The 14675-nt window shown below is 73.8% G+C and carries 11 protein-coding genes; 7 read left to right on the forward strand and 4 right to left on the reverse strand.

From position 1 onward, the window contains the following. Positions 1-23: 23 nt before the first annotated feature. From FHU33_RS02280 to mftG, 3 genes are read left to right on the forward strand one after another with little or no spacing between them, the layout of a single operon-like run. Positions 24-893 carry an MBL fold metallo-hydrolase gene (locus FHU33_RS02280; protein ID WP_142023890.1) on the forward strand — a complete coding sequence of 290 codons (870 nt, stop codon included), beginning with the start codon at positions 24-26 and terminating at the stop codon, positions 891-893. Then, positions 890-2224, forward strand: coding sequence for a class I adenylate-forming enzyme family protein (locus FHU33_RS02285; protein WP_142023891.1), 1335 nt, complete (start codon positions 890-892; stop codon positions 2222-2224). Before FHU33_RS02280 ends, FHU33_RS02285 begins: the two co-directional genes overlap by 4 nt. Continuing rightward, a complete protein-coding gene (gene mftG, locus FHU33_RS02290) occupies positions 2217-3737 on the forward strand; it encodes a mycofactocin dehydrogenase MftG (RefSeq protein WP_142023892.1) in 1521 nt (506 codons plus the stop codon). The genes FHU33_RS02285 and mftG overlap by 8 nt, the downstream gene beginning before the upstream one ends. 28 nt (positions 3738-3765) lie before the next feature. On the opposite strand, the gene FHU33_RS02295 is transcribed toward mftG, so the two are convergent. Then, positions 3766-5988, reverse strand: a complete 2223-nt coding sequence (locus FHU33_RS02295) for a transglycosylase domain-containing protein (protein ID WP_142023893.1) — start codon at positions 5986-5988, stop codon at positions 3766-3768. A 181-nt stretch (positions 5989-6169) separates the two neighbouring features. Then, positions 6170-7639 (reverse strand): flavin-containing monooxygenase, encoded by a 1470-nt coding sequence (locus tag FHU33_RS02300; RefSeq protein ID WP_142023894.1) that lies wholly within the window; start codon positions 7637-7639, stop codon positions 6170-6172. Positions 7640-7747: 108 nt separating this feature from the next. On the opposite strand from FHU33_RS02300, the gene FHU33_RS02305 reads away from it, so the two are divergent. Next, positions 7748-8404, forward strand: coding sequence for a QsdR family transcriptional regulator (locus FHU33_RS02305; protein WP_170182296.1), 657 nt, complete (start codon positions 7748-7750; stop codon positions 8402-8404). A gap of 60 nt (positions 8405-8464) precedes the next feature. On the opposite strand, the gene FHU33_RS02310 is transcribed toward FHU33_RS02305, so the two are convergent. Together FHU33_RS02310 and FHU33_RS02315 are read right to left on the reverse strand one after the other, a co-directional pair. Continuing rightward, positions 8465-9298, reverse strand: a complete 834-nt coding sequence (locus tag FHU33_RS02310; protein WP_142023895.1) for an alpha/beta fold hydrolase — start codon at positions 9296-9298, stop codon at positions 8465-8467. A gap of 127 nt (positions 9299-9425) precedes the next feature. After that, complete coding sequence (locus FHU33_RS02315; RefSeq protein WP_142023896.1) at positions 9426-10706, reverse strand: PucR family transcriptional regulator; 1281 nt, start codon at positions 10704-10706, stop codon at positions 9426-9428. A 156-nt stretch (positions 10707-10862) separates the two neighbouring features. Here FHU33_RS02315 and FHU33_RS25295 point away from each other — a divergent pair, with 156 nt between their 5' ends. The 3 genes from FHU33_RS25295 to FHU33_RS02330 are packed head-to-tail and all read left to right on the forward strand — an operon-like array spanning position 10863 to position 14661. Next, positions 10863-12059, forward strand: a complete 1197-nt coding sequence (locus FHU33_RS25295) for a sugar ABC transporter substrate-binding protein (RefSeq protein WP_142023897.1) — start codon at positions 10863-10865, stop codon at positions 12057-12059. 47 nt (positions 12060-12106) lie between these two features. After that, complete coding sequence (locus FHU33_RS02325; protein WP_281281665.1) at positions 12107-13603, forward strand: sugar ABC transporter ATP-binding protein; 1497 nt, start codon at positions 12107-12109, stop codon at positions 13601-13603. After that, a complete protein-coding gene (locus FHU33_RS02330) occupies positions 13600-14661 on the forward strand; it encodes an ABC transporter permease (protein WP_142023899.1) in 1062 nt (353 codons plus the stop codon). The genes FHU33_RS02325 and FHU33_RS02330 overlap by 4 nt, the downstream gene beginning before the upstream one ends. Positions 14662-14675 lie beyond the last annotated feature (14 nt).

Below are 14675 nucleotides of genomic sequence, written 5' to 3' on the forward strand. Positions count from 1 at the left end.
GCGGTCCGGCTAACGTGCCCAGCGTGGACGCCCCGGCCGACCCGCGCGCCTCCTGGTTCCTTCCTGCCCCGGGAGAGCTGCCCCGGACGGCGGACCTGGAGCCGCTGGTCTCCCGTGTCCTGGCGCCCAACCCGTCGGGGATGACGCTCGACGGCACCAACACCTACGTCGTCGGGGCGCCCGGCAGCGGCCAGGCGGTGCTGGTCGACCCCGGACCCGACGACGCGGCGCACCTCACCGCGGTCGAGGCCGTGCTGGCCGCGCGTGGCGCCCGCTGCGTCGCCGTCCTCGTCACCCACCACCACGGCGACCACGCGGAGGCGGCCCTGCCGTGGGGCGGCCGCTTCGGCGCGCCGGTCGCCGCGGCCAGTGCCGCGGTGGCGGGGGCCGGCGGCCGCGTGCTCGACCACGGTGAGCGCCTGGGCCTGGCCGGCACGACGATCGACGTCGTCGCGACGCCCGGGCACACCCGCGACCACCTGGCCTTCCGCCTGGAGTCCGGCGCCGTGCTCGTCGGCGACCACGTCCTGGGCCGCGGCACCTCGGTGGTCACCCACCCGGAGGGCGACGTCGTCGCCTACCTGGAGTCCCTGCGCCGGGTGCACGACCTCGGTCCGAGCGCCCTGTACTGCGGGCACGGGCCGGAGCTCACCGTGGACCCCGGCGCGGTGCTCGACTACTACCTGGCCCACCGCGCCTACCGCGAGCACCAGCTGCTGACGGCGCTGGCCGCCGGCGCCGGGTCGGTCGAGGAGCTGGTCGCGACGGTCTACGCGGAGGTGCCGCGGCAGCTGTGGCCGGCGGCGACGCAGTCGACCCGCGCCACCCTGGCGAAGCTGCAGGCCGAGGGCCGTGTCGAGACCTCCACGGGCGACACCGTCCGCCCGGCATGAGGAACGTGCCGATCCTCTCCGCGGCCGACAGCGAGCGCGACCAGCGCCGTGCGGCGGCCGCGCTGGCCGCTGCCGGACTCCGCGCGGGCGACCGGCTGCTGGTGTCGGCGGCCGCCTCGCCCGCCCTGCTGGCCGTCGTCCTCGGCGCCCTGCGGACCGGGATCGTGCCCGTGGTCTCCGATCCCGGCCTGCCGCCGGCCGAGCGGGCGGCGCTGGCGGAGGACGCCGACCCGGCCCTGGACGTCGGCGCCGAACCGGCCCGGCTGCTGACCGGAACCGCCGAGGTCGACCTCGCCGACGTGCCACTGGCCCGCCCGATGCACTACACGTCCGGGACGACGGGCCGGCGCAAGGGTGTCTGGTCCGGCGTGCTTTCCGAGGACGACGCCCGCGCGCTGGCGGCCGAGGAGATCGCGCTCTGGGACTTCGGGCCCGGCGACCGGCACCTGGTGCTCTCCCCGCTGTACCACAGCGCGCCCCTGCGCTTCGCGATCCACACCCTGCTGGCCGGCGGACAGGTGCTGCTGCCCGGCCCTTTCGACGTCGCCCGGGCGGCCGCCGCGATCTCCACCCTGCGACCGACGACGACGTTCTGCGTGCCGACCCACCTCCAGCGGCTCCTCGGGCACGGCGATGTCGACTGGTCGTCGTTCCGCCGCCTCGTGCACGCCGGCGCCCCCTGTCCGGCACCGCTCAAGCGGGCGGTGCTGGACGCCGCCCCGGAGGACAGCGTCTGGGAGTTCTACGGCTCCACCGAGGCGCAGTTCACCGTGTGCTCGCCCGAGGACTGGCTGGCGCACCCGGGCAGCGTCGGACGCGCCCGGCCCGGCCGCCGGCTGGAGACCGACGAGCGGGGCCAGCTGTGGTGCGCCGTGCCGCCGTGGGCGCGCTTCGAGTACTGGCTGGCGCCGGAGAAGACCGAGGCGGCCTGGCGCGGCGACCTGGTCACCGTGGGCGACCTCGGCCGGGTGGACCGGGACGGCGTGGTGTGGCTCGACGGACGGCGGGAGGACCTGGTCATCTCCGGTGGCGTCAACGTCTACCCGGGAGAGGTCGAGGCCGTGCTGGACGCCCATCCGGACGTGGTGGAGAGCGCGGTGTTCGGGGTGCCGGACGAGGAGTGGGGCCAGCGGGTCGCGGCGGCCTACGTGGGCCGCGCCGATCCGGGCGACCTGGGCGCCTGGGCGCGGGAACGGCTGGGGGCGGCCAAGCGGCCCAAGGTGCTGCACCGGCTCGACGACCTTCCTCGCACCTCCACCGGCAAGGTGCGCCGGCTGGACCTGCCCGGGGTGCTGGGCCTGGAGGGGGTGCCGGGCCAGTCCGATGGCTGAGGAGTGGGATGTCGTCGTCGTCGGCGCGGGGACCTCCGGCTGCGCGGTGGCCGCCCGGCTGGCCGATGCGGGCCGGCGGGTGCTCCTGCTCGAGGCCGGAGCCGACCACCGGCAGCCCGGGGACTTCCCGGCCGAGCTCCGGGATCCCGCCACGATGCGGGCGTCCGTGCCCGGTCACGAGGCCAACTGGAACCTCGAGGCGGAGCTGGTCCCCGGCCGGATCACGCGGGTTCCGCGCGGCCGGGTGACCGGAGGCTCGAGCGCGCTCTACGCCGGCTCGTTCATCCGCGGCACGCGGGCGGACTTCGACGGCTGGGCCGCGGCCGGCAACGACCTGTGGTGCTACGACGCCGTCCTCCCTGCCTTCTGCCGGCTGGAGGCCGATGCCGACTTCGGGAGCCGCCCGGGCCACGGGGCGGACGGGCCGGTGCCGGTCCGGCGACCGCGCGACGGACATCCCCTGGCCGACGGCTTCGCCGCGGCCGCCGAGGAGCTGGGGCACCCGGGCGAGCCGGACAAGAACGGCGACGGTCCGCCGGGCTACGGGCCGGTGCCGCTGACCGTGTCCGGGGGCGTCCGGGTGAACACCGCGATGGCCTACCTCTCGCCCCGCCGCGGACGGCCGGGACTGACCGTGCGGGGCGGGGTGCGCGTGCGGCGGCTGGTCGTCGAGGCCGGCCGCGCAGTCGGGGTGGAGACGACCGGCGGCGTCGTCCGGGCCGGTGAGGTCGTGCTCTCGGCCGGCGCCGTCGGATCGCCCCAGCTGCTGCTGCTCTCCGGCATCGGCCCGGCCGACCACCTGAGGTCGGTGGGGCTGCCGGTCGTCGCCGACGTGCCCGGTGTCGGCGCGGGCTCCACCGATCATCCGCTCGTCTACCTGGGCTTCCGGCCCGCCCGGCCGGTGCCGCTGCTCCCTGGACGGCTGCCGCTGCACGGCGTCCTGCACGCGACGTCGGAGGGGGCGACGCGGCCCGGGGACCTGGAGCTCCTGCCCTGGCTCGCGCCGTTCGGCCGGATCACCGGATCGGCCCCGCACGAGGACGAGCTGGCGATCGGCGTGGGGCTGCAGCAGGGGAGCAGCCGCGGCCGGCTCTCGCTCACGACCGGCGACCCCCTCCGGCAGCCACGCCTGCAGTACCGGTACCTGACCGAGGAGGCCGACCGGCGGCGGATGCGGGACGGCGTCCGGCTGGCGGCCGCGCTGTTGCGCGCACGCGAGCTCGCGCCACTCGTGGCCCCGGGCGGCGGGGTGCCCACCGCGGTCCTCGACCGCGACGAGGAGCTGGACCGGTGGGTGCGGGCGCACCTGACCACCGCGGTGCACCTGGCCGGCACCGCCCGCATGGGCCCGGACGACGATCCCGGTGCCGTGGTCGACCAGTGGCTCCGGGTCCGGGGGGTGGCCGGTCTGCGGGTCGTCGACACCGCGGTCATGCCGCAGGTGACCTCGCGCGGCCCCGCGGCGACCGCGGTGATGCTCGGCGAGCGGGCCGCCGAGCTGATGGTGGGCTGACGGCGCGCCGGGGCCCGAGCCGGCACGGTCAGTCGAAGGGGAACCCGGGGGCGTCGAAGGGGAACTGCCCGGCGGGCAACTGGTCCGGCGGAGGCACCTCGGGCGGCGGAGGTACCTCGGGCGGCGGGGGAGCCTCGGGCGGCGGGGGAGCCTCGGGCGGCGGGGGAGCCTCGGGCGGCGGGGGAGCCTCGGGCGGCGGGGGAGGCGGGCGCCGTGGCGGCGGCGGTGGCGGTGGTGGGGCCGGGTCGATCAGCGGGATGCCCGGGGGCGGGAAAGGCACCGGCGCCTGGGCGGTCAGGACCGGCAGCATCGCGGCCCGCCAGATCGGCGCGGCGAGCCGGCCGCCGTAGCCGCCGAGGTCCTCGTTCCGTTTCGGGTTGAGGACCATGACGCTCGCCGCGTACTGCGGAGTGTAGCCGACGAAGGCGACCGAGAAGCGGTCCTGGCTGGTACCGGTCTTCCCCGCGATCTGGTGGCCGGGGATCGCGGCCCGGGTGCCCGTGCCGATGGGCAGGGCGGTGTCGCCGACGAGGATCTGGTTCAGCGTCGTCGCGACGTCGGGACGCACCGCCTCGGGCGTGCAGCTGCTGCCGACCGGCAACGGCGCGCCGTCCGGGCCGGCCAGGGGAGCGCCGTCGCGGTCCAGGATCTCGGTCACCGGGGTGGGGTCGCACTGCGTGCCGGAGGCGGCGAGCGTGGCGTAGGCGTTGGCCAGGGCGAGTGGGCTGGTCGCCTCGGCGCCGAGGGTGAACGAGCCGCGGTTCTCGGCGACCACCTGGTCGGCCACGGGGTCGAGGGAGAACAGGCCCATCTCCTGCGCCGTCCGGACCGGGCCCTCCACGCTGCCCAGCTGGTCCTCCAGCGCCACGAAGTAGGTGTTCGACGACCGGATCAGGGCCTCGGTCATGTCCAGCGTGGCGGGATAGCGGCCGGCGTTGCGCACGACGTACGGCGCCCGTCCGTTCTTGTACACCCGCGACACGTAGGGGTCGCTGGTGGTGATCGTGTGCCAGGGCGGGATCCCGCGTTCGAGCGCGGCGGCGGCGACGAAGACCTTGTAGGTGGACCCGGCGCCCTGGCTGGCCACCAGGTTGAGGTTGACCGATTCCTGGGTGGGGTCGGCCGCGTCGTAGCCGAACCGGCGGTTGACGCTCATGGCCAGGACCTTCCCGGTCCCCGGCTCCACCGCGGTGAACATCCCGGCCAGCGGATCGTCCAGGGCGAGGTTCGCCACGACCGCCTGGTCGCCGGCCACCTGCAGGTCCGGGCGCAGCGTCGTCCGGATCGTGAGGCCACCGGTCTCGAGCTGCTCCTGGGTGAGCCCGAGCGTGCCGGTCAGGTGACGCTGGAGGTAGTCGCAGAAGAACGCACCCACCAGGGCGTCGACGCAGCCGTTGGGCGGCGGCTCGGTGGGGTTGACCTGGACGGGCTGACCGAGGAACTCGGCGAGCTCCTGGGCGGTGATGTGGCCGAGCGCGTGCATCCGCTGCAGCACCTGGTCGCGCCGTTGCACCGCGGCCTCGGGGTAGGCCACGGGGTCGTCGTTGGTGGGCGTCTGCACCAGCCCGGCGAGCATCGCCGCCTGCGGCAGCGTGAGATCGGCGGCGTTGACGCCGAAGTACCGCTGCGCCGCGGCCTGGACGCCGTAGGCGCCTCGGCCGAAGTACACGATGTTGAGGTAGCGGGTGAGGATCTCCGCCTTCGAGTACTGACGCTCCAGCGCGAGGGCCAGCCGGGCCTCGCGGAGCTTGCGGCCGATGCTCTCCTCCGTGGCGGCCAGCCGTTCCTCCGGCGTCGTCGCCGTCTGCAGCAGGGTCTGCTTGACCAGCTGCTGGGTGATCGTCGAGCCGCCCTCCATGACGCTGCCGGCCATCAGGTTGCGCATCAGGGCCCGGGCGGTGCCTTCGACGTCCAGCCCGCGGTGCTCGTAGAAGCGGGAGTCCTCGATGTCGACCAGGGCCTGCTTCATCACCTCGGCGATGGCGTCGGCCGTCACCGGCGTCCGGTTGTGGCGGTAGAAGTGGGTGATCAGGGAACCGTCGGCGGCCAGGACGACGGAGTTCCCCGCCGGGGTGCTGTCGCCGAGCTCGACCGGCAGGGGGGCGAGCAGGTCGGCGTTGGACCGGACGACGAGGCCGGGGCCGAGGAGCCAGGGGAGCAGGAGCGCGGCCACGAGCGCACCGGCGATCGGGACGGCCACGAGGAGCAGCAACTGGGCGGCATGCAACCGGGGACGGTCCCGCCCGGCCATCGACACCTCCGCCCTTGCCGCCACATGCGGACGGCACGGTTCCGAGCATGGCCCTGACGCGGACCGCGAGCCAGGGGGTCGAGCGCCGTGGAGCCGATCGGGAGCGCCGCTTGCGGTGCGTGGATGGCCGGCCCACGCAGCGTGAGCCCAGGCCACCTCGGCCTGGGTCGCGCAGGCCGCGTCAGGCGGTCGCCGGCTGGAGCACCTCGTAGTCGTCGAGCCGGAACGTCCGCATGGCTTCCTGGTACTCCCCGACGCTGCCGGACCAGTTGTTCGTGATGTGCCCGTCGGCGGTCTTGTACCAGCTGGTGCAGCCGCCGGCGAAGGCCGTGCCGCGCAGCGTCTCCTGGAGGCGGTCGTTGAACCGGTGCATCGCCTCCCGTCGAACGTCCAGGGCGACGGCCGACGTCTCGGCACGGGTGCGCAGTGCCTGGAGGACGTAGTCGTACTGGCACTCCAGCATCAGGATGATCGAGTTGTGGCCCAGGTTGGTGTTGGGGCCGTACAGCAGGAAGAGGTTGGGGAAGCCGCTGACCGTGGTGCCGAGGTAGGCACGCGCCCCGTCGTGCCAGACATCGCGCAGGGACCGCCCGTCCCGGCCGGTGATCTCCAGGTCGCCGAGGAACGACAGGGTCTCGAACCCGGTGGCGTAGATGACCACGTCGAGCTCGTGGACGGCGCCGTCCCGGGTGCGGAGACCTTCGGGGACCACCTCGGCGATGCGCTCGGTGACCAGTTCCACGTTGTCGCGCATCAGCGCGGGGTAGTAGTCGTCGGCGACGAGAACCCGCTTGCAGCCGAGGGGATAGTCGGGCCACAGCTTCTCGCGGAGTTCGGCGTCGGGCACCTGGGTCTCCAGCAGCTCCCTCGCGATGCGGTAGAACTCGTCGAGCACCGGGTTGGCGTCGAGCTTCATGGCGCCGACCCAGCTCTCGTGCTCGGCGAAGAAGGCCTCCCGGCTCTCCAGCAGCCGGGCCGCGCCGCGGTACAGCTGCCGCTCGTCCTGGTCGTAGGCACGGTCCATCCGGGGTACGTGGTAGTTCGCCGAGCGCTGGAACACCGTCAGGGAGGCCACGTCCCCGGCGATCTGCGGCACGATCTGGACCGCGCTGGCCCCGTTGCCGACGACTGCCACCCGCTTGCCCGCGAGATCGACGTCGTGGCGCCACTGGGCCGAGTGGAACGAGGCGCCCCGGAAGCTCTCCCGCCCCTCGATGCCCTTGAACGACGGCCGGTTGAGCTGGCCCCAGGCGCCGACGAACACCTCGGCGACGATCTGCTCTCCGGCGGTCGTGCCGATCAGCCACCGGCCACGCTCGTGATCCCACTCGGCGCGGTTCACCTCGGCGTTCAGCCGGATGTGCGGGGCGAGGTCGTACCGCTCGACGAAGGACTCGACGTTCTGCCGGATCTCCGGCTGCTGCGCGTAGAGGCGGGTCCAGTCGGGCTGCTGATCGTCGAAGGAGTACCAGTACAGGTGGGACTGCACGTCGCAGGCGGCGCCGGGATAGGTGTTCTCGCGCCACGTCCCCCCGACCGCGTCGGCTTTCTCCAGGACGACGAAGGAGGACTTCCCCTCCTTCTTGAGCTTCGCCGCCATGCCGAGCCCGCCGATGCCGGCGCCCAGGATCGCGATCGTGTACTCGGTCATGACACTGCTCCTGGGATGATGCGTGGACGGGATGTCGGGCGCCGGCCGGGTGTGATCTGGGTCATGAAGCTGCCAGCTCGGCGGTGAAACAGTCAAGGGATGTGTTTCATGGGCCCACCGGATCCCCCTCCGGACGGCGCGACGCCGGAGGCGGCCGCCGACGGGCCGGCCGATCCGCGGCCCCGGAGCGACGCCGGCGCCGACGACTGGCCCGAGCTGGCGCGGCGGGCGCAGGAGCTGGCCGCCCGGTGGGTGCACGACGGCCGGCGCCTGGACATGCGGGGCCTGTCCGCGGAGCTCGGCGTCTCCCGGGTCACCCTGTTCCGGCACGTCGGCGGGCGGGAGGTGCTGCTCGGGAGGGCTCTGTGGCTGCTGACCGAGCGGACGTTCGCCGCGGCGGAACGTCAGTGGGAGCTCGGCCCGGAGGGTCTGCGGTCCACGGGGGTCATGCGCCTGTTCAACCAGCGGATCGCTGCGGCGCCCGGCCTGCGCCGGCTCCTGGACGACGAGCCCGCACTCGCGATCCGGGTGCTCACCGACCCACGAGGCGCCATCCAGCCTGGCGTCGTCGCGGCTGTCGAGGCGCTGTTGCGGCGCGATGTCCAGGAGGCCGGTCTCGAGCTGATCCTCGAGCCCGGGGCGCTGGCCTTCGCTCTCGTGCGGATCGGCGAGTCGTTCCTGTACGCCGACGTGCTCGCCAATCGGACACCCGACGTCGACATGGCCGACCGGCTGCAACGAGCCCTCATCGAGGGCAGGGCCTGACGCGCGTGCGGGCGCGGTCGGGGTGGCCCGCCACGGGCGGACCACCCCGACCGCTCGCGCTCAGGACATCGCGTGCTTGCCGAGGAACTGCAGCGACATGGGCAGGAACTCCTCGGCCCGCTCCACGCCGAGTGCGTGGCTGGAACCCGGGCCGGTGAAGAGCTCGAACCGGGCGCCGGGAATGCGCTCGGCGACCGCGCGGCCCTGCCACGGCGGTGTGAGCAGGTCCTGCTCGCCGGCGACGACCAGGGTGGGGACGGTGATGTCCGTCAGCCGGTCGAGCGTGTCGTGCAGCAGATCGGCGTCCCACTGCTCGGCGGTCGCGGCGATCTGCGCCGGCGTGCTCGGGAACAGCGGCAGCAGTTGCTCGACCAGGGCGCCGAACTCGGGGCTGTTCAGCAGCTCGGGTGAGAACGCGATACCGAGCGCGCCCAGCGCCGCCTCCATGTCACCGGTCCGCCACGGATGCGCGAGGCCGGTGATGACCGCGCGCTGGAAGCCGTCGGTCCGGCCCCACGTGCACAGCAGGACGAGCGAGGCCACCCGCTCGGGCGCGAGCAGGGCCAGCTCCTGGGCGGTGGCGCTGCCCAGGGAGTACCCGAGCACGTGGGCCCGCTCCACGCCGAGCGCGTCCAGCAGGCCACGCGCATCGGCAGCCAGCGTCGGCACCGTCATCTCGGCCGTTCCGCGCTCGGAAGCCCCGAGTCCCCGCAGGTCGTAGGTGATGACGCGATAGCTGCCCGCCCACACCTGTGCGGCCTCGGCCCAGAAGCCGAGGGACTGGCTGGTGCCGTTGATGATGAGCAGCGGTTCACCTTCCCCGTACTCCTGGACGGCGACCGAGATGTCGCCGACCTCGACGGTGCGCGCTGCGTGGACGGTGGGTGCGGTCAACGGGTCTCCCGGATCTCGTTCCGCCGCTCCGATGCGGCGAAGTGCCCGGGACTCCACCACACCGGGCCCCCGGGCGGCCAGCCCCCCGGGGCGAGACGGCGGGATGCGCAGCGGCCGGACCCGGGGGTCAGGTCGGCGGTTCGGCGGGCAGGTTCGCGGTGGAGCGCTCGACGTGGAGTGCGACCAGACCTGCCTGGAGCGTCCCGACCCCTCGGCTGGTCGACAGGTCGAGACCGGTGAGGGTGGCGATCCGGTCCAGCCGCTTGTCCAGGGTGTTGGGGTGGACGTGCAGCGCTTCGGCGGCCTCCCTGCGATTGCGCTCGTGCGCGAGCCAGCAGCGGGCCGTCTCGAGCAGGTCGGGGTGGGCCGACAGGGGGGCCAGCAGCTCGGCGAGCCGCTCGCGCGCGGGGCCGGGGCGCGACAGCTGGTACTCCAGGACCAGGTCGTCGACGGAGTAGACCCCGGGGCGCCGGCCGAGCACGCGGACGAGCTCCAGGAGGTCGCCCGCCTGCGCGGCCGCATGCGGCACCCGGTCCACCGTCGGCGCCGGTACCCAGACTGCGGTCGGTCGGGCGCCGGCCGCCCGGGCCAGGAGGTCCACCGCGCGGGCCGTCTCCGCCGGCCCCGGCAGCGACGTCCCCGTGCCCGGCAGCAGCACCAGGCCCCCGGCCGGGGACAGCGACGCCAGCGCGGCCGATCGTCCCGGCAGCCGGTCGACCGCTGCCTGCACGCGCCGCACCTTCCGCCGTCCGGCGACGTCGACGTCGACGGCCTCGTCCTGCTCGTCGTCGGTGGGCCCCAACTGCAGGGCCACCACCAGGTAGCCATCGGCCAGCACGACGCCCAGTCGCTGTGCGAGCACGTGCGGGGCCGTGCCTTCGAGGACGCCCTGCACCAGGTCGCGCCAGGCAGAGCCCTCGTGGTGCTCGATGGAGCGGCGTTCGGCGTCGTAGGCCTCGGTGACCGCCTGGAGCATGGCCTGCAGGTAGCGCTGGAGGTACGGGGTGAAGGCGGCCACCTGCGCCTCACGGCCGGGCGGCACCTGTTCGACGAGCATCTGCCACGTCACCTGGTTGCCGATGACGTAGGCCATCAGGACCGCGTCCAGGGGGACGCCTTCCTCCGCTCGCCGGGCTGCGCCCGCGCGAGCGGCGGTGAGCTCCCCCGAGGCGGGGAGCCGATCCTCGCGGCAGCAGCGGATGAACGCGGCCATGTTGTCCCGGCACACCTGGGCGATCTCGCCGCGGAGCTGCTCGTCGGGGAGCCGGCGGTAGAACGGGATCCCCTCCACGAAGCCCGCGACCATGCGCCGGACGGATTCGCCGAGCCGCCGGGAGACGGCCTCCACCAACTCCGGTGGAGGCGGCACGGGGGACTGGTCCAGCAGGGCGGGGACGGGGCTGCTCACGGGCTCCTCGACGGTCGTTCTGAGGACGGACGGGCGGTGTGACCCGTCACACACAACGGGCTGCAACTGTAGGACCGCAACCACTGCCCCCCGTACGGGGGCCCTCGACACACTTCCTGCACTCGCGGCCGGTCGTGTCGCGTCGAGGAGGAACACGTGTCCCGACCCCCCCGGTCCCGTCTCGCCGTCCTGTCCGCCGTGGCATGCCTGTCGCTCGTCGCCGCCTGCGGCGGGTCCGACGCCGAGACCGCGAGCGCCGGTTCCGAGGCCGACAGCGAGCTCGTCGCGCAGGCGAAGGCCGCCGTCGAGCAGAACCGGCAGGGCACCGACCGTGCGCTGCCGGAGAGCGGGCCGGCACCCTTGTCCGACCAGAACATCTGGGTCATCTCCTGCACCGAGGCGGGCGAGGGTTGCTCGGCTCCTGCGGCCGGCGCCAAGGACGCCGGGGAGCAGCTCGGCTGGGACGTCACCGTCTTCGACGGCAAGGGCACCCCGGACGTCTTCGCCCAGGGCATCCGCACGGCCATCGCGGACCAGGCCGACGGCATCATCCTCGACGTCGTCGACTGCGTCGCCGCGAAGGCTCCCTTGGAGGAGGCCAAGGCCGCCGGGGTCAAGATCTTCGCGTTCTACTCGCTGGACTGCGACGACCCCCTGCTCGGCGGTGGTGAGCCGCTGTTCGACGCGGAGATCCTCTACGAGGAGGGCATGACCTACGCCGAGCAGGTGGAAGACGTGTACTCCAAGAGCGTCGCCGACTACGTCATCGCCGAGACCGAGGGCAACGCGAAGATCATCCAGTTCATCGAGGACGACATCCTCGTCGGGCAGCACCTCTACAAGGGCTTCGAGAAGCACATCGAGCCCTGCGGCGGCTGCGAGATCGTCAAGCAGATCCCCTTCACGCTGACCGACCTCGTCACCGGTCAGCTGCAGGGGAAGGCCGCCGCCGCGCTCACCCAGCACCCGGACGCCAACGTCATGTACGTCCCCTACGACGCGGCACTGACGCTCGGCATCGCCCAGGCCGTCACGGCCTCCGGTCGGGACGCCGACATGCTCGTCACCGGCGGCGAGGGTCTCTCGCCCAACCTCGGGTTCGTCCGCGAGGGCAAGGGGCAGGACATGATCGCCGGCGCTCCCGCCCGATGGGTGGGCTGGGCCGCCATCGACGGCATGAACAGGCTGCTGCAGGGCGAGGAGCAGGTCGACGCCGGCATCGGCATGCAGACGCTCGACTCCGAGTCGACGCTGCCGACGGAGACCTCCTTCTACGACGGCAACGTCGACGCCGACGGCAAGCCCACGCAGGACTACGAGGCCAACTACCGCACGATCTGGGGCCTGTCCTGAGCGACGCGACCGGAGGCGCGCAGGACGTCGTCCTGCGCGCCTCCGGGCTGAGCAAGACCTTCGGTCCGACCACCGTCCTCCGGCAGGCGGGGCTCACCGTCGGGCGGGGCGAGGTGCACGCGCTCCTCGGTGGCAACGGATCGGGCAAGTCGACGCTGGTGAAGCTGCTCGCCGGCGTCCACCGGGCCGATCCCGGGGGCTCGATCTCGATCGGGGACGTCGAGACGCCCGCTGATTCGTGGTCGGCGGAGGTGGCCAAGAAGCAGGGGCTGCACTTCGTGCACCAGGACCCGGCCGTCTTCCCGGCCCTCACCGTCGCGGAGAACATCGCCATCGGCCGCGGGTTCGTCACCGGGCGGACCGGTCGCATCGACTGGGGCGCGACCCGGCGCCGCACCGCCGAGGTGCTCGACCGTTTCGCCATCCCGGCGACGCCGGACATGCCCGTCGCCGCCCTCCGCCCGGCCGACCGGGTGATGATCGCCATCGCGCGGGCCCTGCAGGACCAGGAGGGCGCCCGGGACGGCGTCCTCGTGCTCGACGAGCCCACGGCGTCCCTCCCGGTCACCGAGGTCGAGGTGCTCCTGTCGGCGCTGCGCCGGTACGCCGAGGCGGGCCAGACGATCGTCTACGTCAGTCACCGGCTGGGCGAGGTGCTCGACTTCGCGGACGAGGTGACCGTGCTGCGCGACGGGAACGTCGTCGGCTCCCGGCCGGTGCCGGGCATGACCGAGGACGGTCTGATCGAACTGATCGTGGGGCGCCCGCTGGACCGGGTCTTCCCCGAGCCCCGCACGACCCGGCGCCAGGACGTGGTCCTGTCGGTGCGCGGCCTGGCGACCGGTCCGCTGCGGGGTGTGGACCTGGACCTGCACCGCGGGGAGGTCCTGGGCGTGGCCGGGCTCCTCGGCTCGGGGCGCACGGAACTGCTGCGGTCGCTCTTCGGCGACCTGCCGGTGACGGCCGGCGAGGTGCTCCTGGAGGGGAAGCCCCTGCGGCCCCGGGGGCCGCGCCAGGCGATGAAGGCCGGGCTGGCGATGGTGCCGGAGGACCGCGGCTCGGAGGGGCTGTTCCCCGGCATGTCGGTCCGGGAGAACCTCTCGGCCGCCGTCGTCCCGACGTACTGGCGCAGAGGGCGGCTCCGGCACCGCAGCGAGCGGGACGACGCTCAGCGGCTCGTGCAGCAGTACGCGGTCAAGCCCGCCACCGACCTCCCACCCGCGGGCACGCTGTCCGGCGGCAATCAGCAGAAGGTCGTCCTCGGGCGCTGGCTGCGGCGGGAGCCGACGATCCTGCTCCTCGACGAGCCGACCCAGGGCGTCGACGTGAACGCCCGCGCCGACATCTACGCCCACGTCCGTGCCGCGGTCGACCGCGGGACCGCGGTCCTGCTGGTGACCTCGGACTTCGAGGAGATGTCCCACGTCGCCGACCGGGTGGTCGTGCTGCGCGACGGCGTGGTGGCCGCCGAGCTCCACGCGCCGGACATCACCGAGCAGCGGCTGACCGAGCTCTCCTACCTGACCGCGGAGGTCCCCGCATGACGACCACTCCCGCTCGGACGACGCCGGACCAGGGGGCGCCCGACCCGGCCGGACCGGTCCGGTCCGAGACCGCCGTCGACGGGCCGCCGGCGCCGCGGACGGCCCGGTTCATGCCGTTCCTCGAGCGCTACGCCCTGCTGCTCCTCCTCGTGCTGCTGTGCGTGTTCTTCAGCGCCTACGGACCGACCAGCGAAACCTTCCCGAGTCCGGCCAACCTGCGCAACATCCTCGGCAACGAGGCGGTCATCGCGGTCACGGCGCTCGCGTCGATCATCCCGCTCACCTGCGGGCAGTTCGACCTGTCGGTGGGCTCGGTGGTCGGGCTCTCCTCCATCATCACGGCGAGCATGGCCGCCGAGCACGACCTGCCGGTCGCGGTGGCGATCCTGCTCGGCGTCCTCTCCGGCTGCGTGGTGGGGCTGGTCAACGGCGTGCTCGTGGCCAAGATCGGCGTCAACGCGCTGATCGCCACCCTGGGCACGTCCACCCTGGTGGCCGGCCTCATCTCCCTCTACACGGCCAACCAGGTCATCAGCATCGGCATCCCCGAGAGCATCACGGCGCTCGGCTCGGGGACCTGGCTCGGGCTGCCGCGCACCGTCTTCTCGCTGGCCGTCGTCGCGCTCGCGGTCTACTACCTGCTCACCCACACGCCCTACGGCCGGTACCTGGCGTCGGTCGGGGTCAGCCCCGGCTCGGCCCGCCTCGTGGGTCTGCGGGTCGACCGGTACGTGCTCTCCAGCTTCGTCCTGTCCGGCGCGCTCGCCGGGGTGGCCGGCGTCCTGCTGCTGGCGCGCGCCGGTACGGCCAACCCCCAGGTGGGCCCGGGGTTCACCCTCGCCGCCCTGTCCGCGGCGTTCCTGGGCGCCACCGCCATCAAGCCGGGCCGGTTCAACGTGCTGGGCACGCTGCTGGGTGTCCTCTTCGTCGCCGTCAGCGTCAACGGGCTGGTGCTCGCCGGGGCCGCCGACTGGGTCCAGCCCACGTTCAACGGCGCGGCGCTGCTCGTCGCCGTCGCCCTGTCCACCGCCATCGCCCGGCGCCGCGCCGGCACATGACCATCCAGGAGGAG

The sequence above is a fragment of the Blastococcus colisei genome, assembly GCF_006717095.1.
Classification (GTDB): Bacteria; Actinomycetota; Actinomycetes; order Mycobacteriales; family Geodermatophilaceae; genus Blastococcus_B; species Blastococcus_B colisei.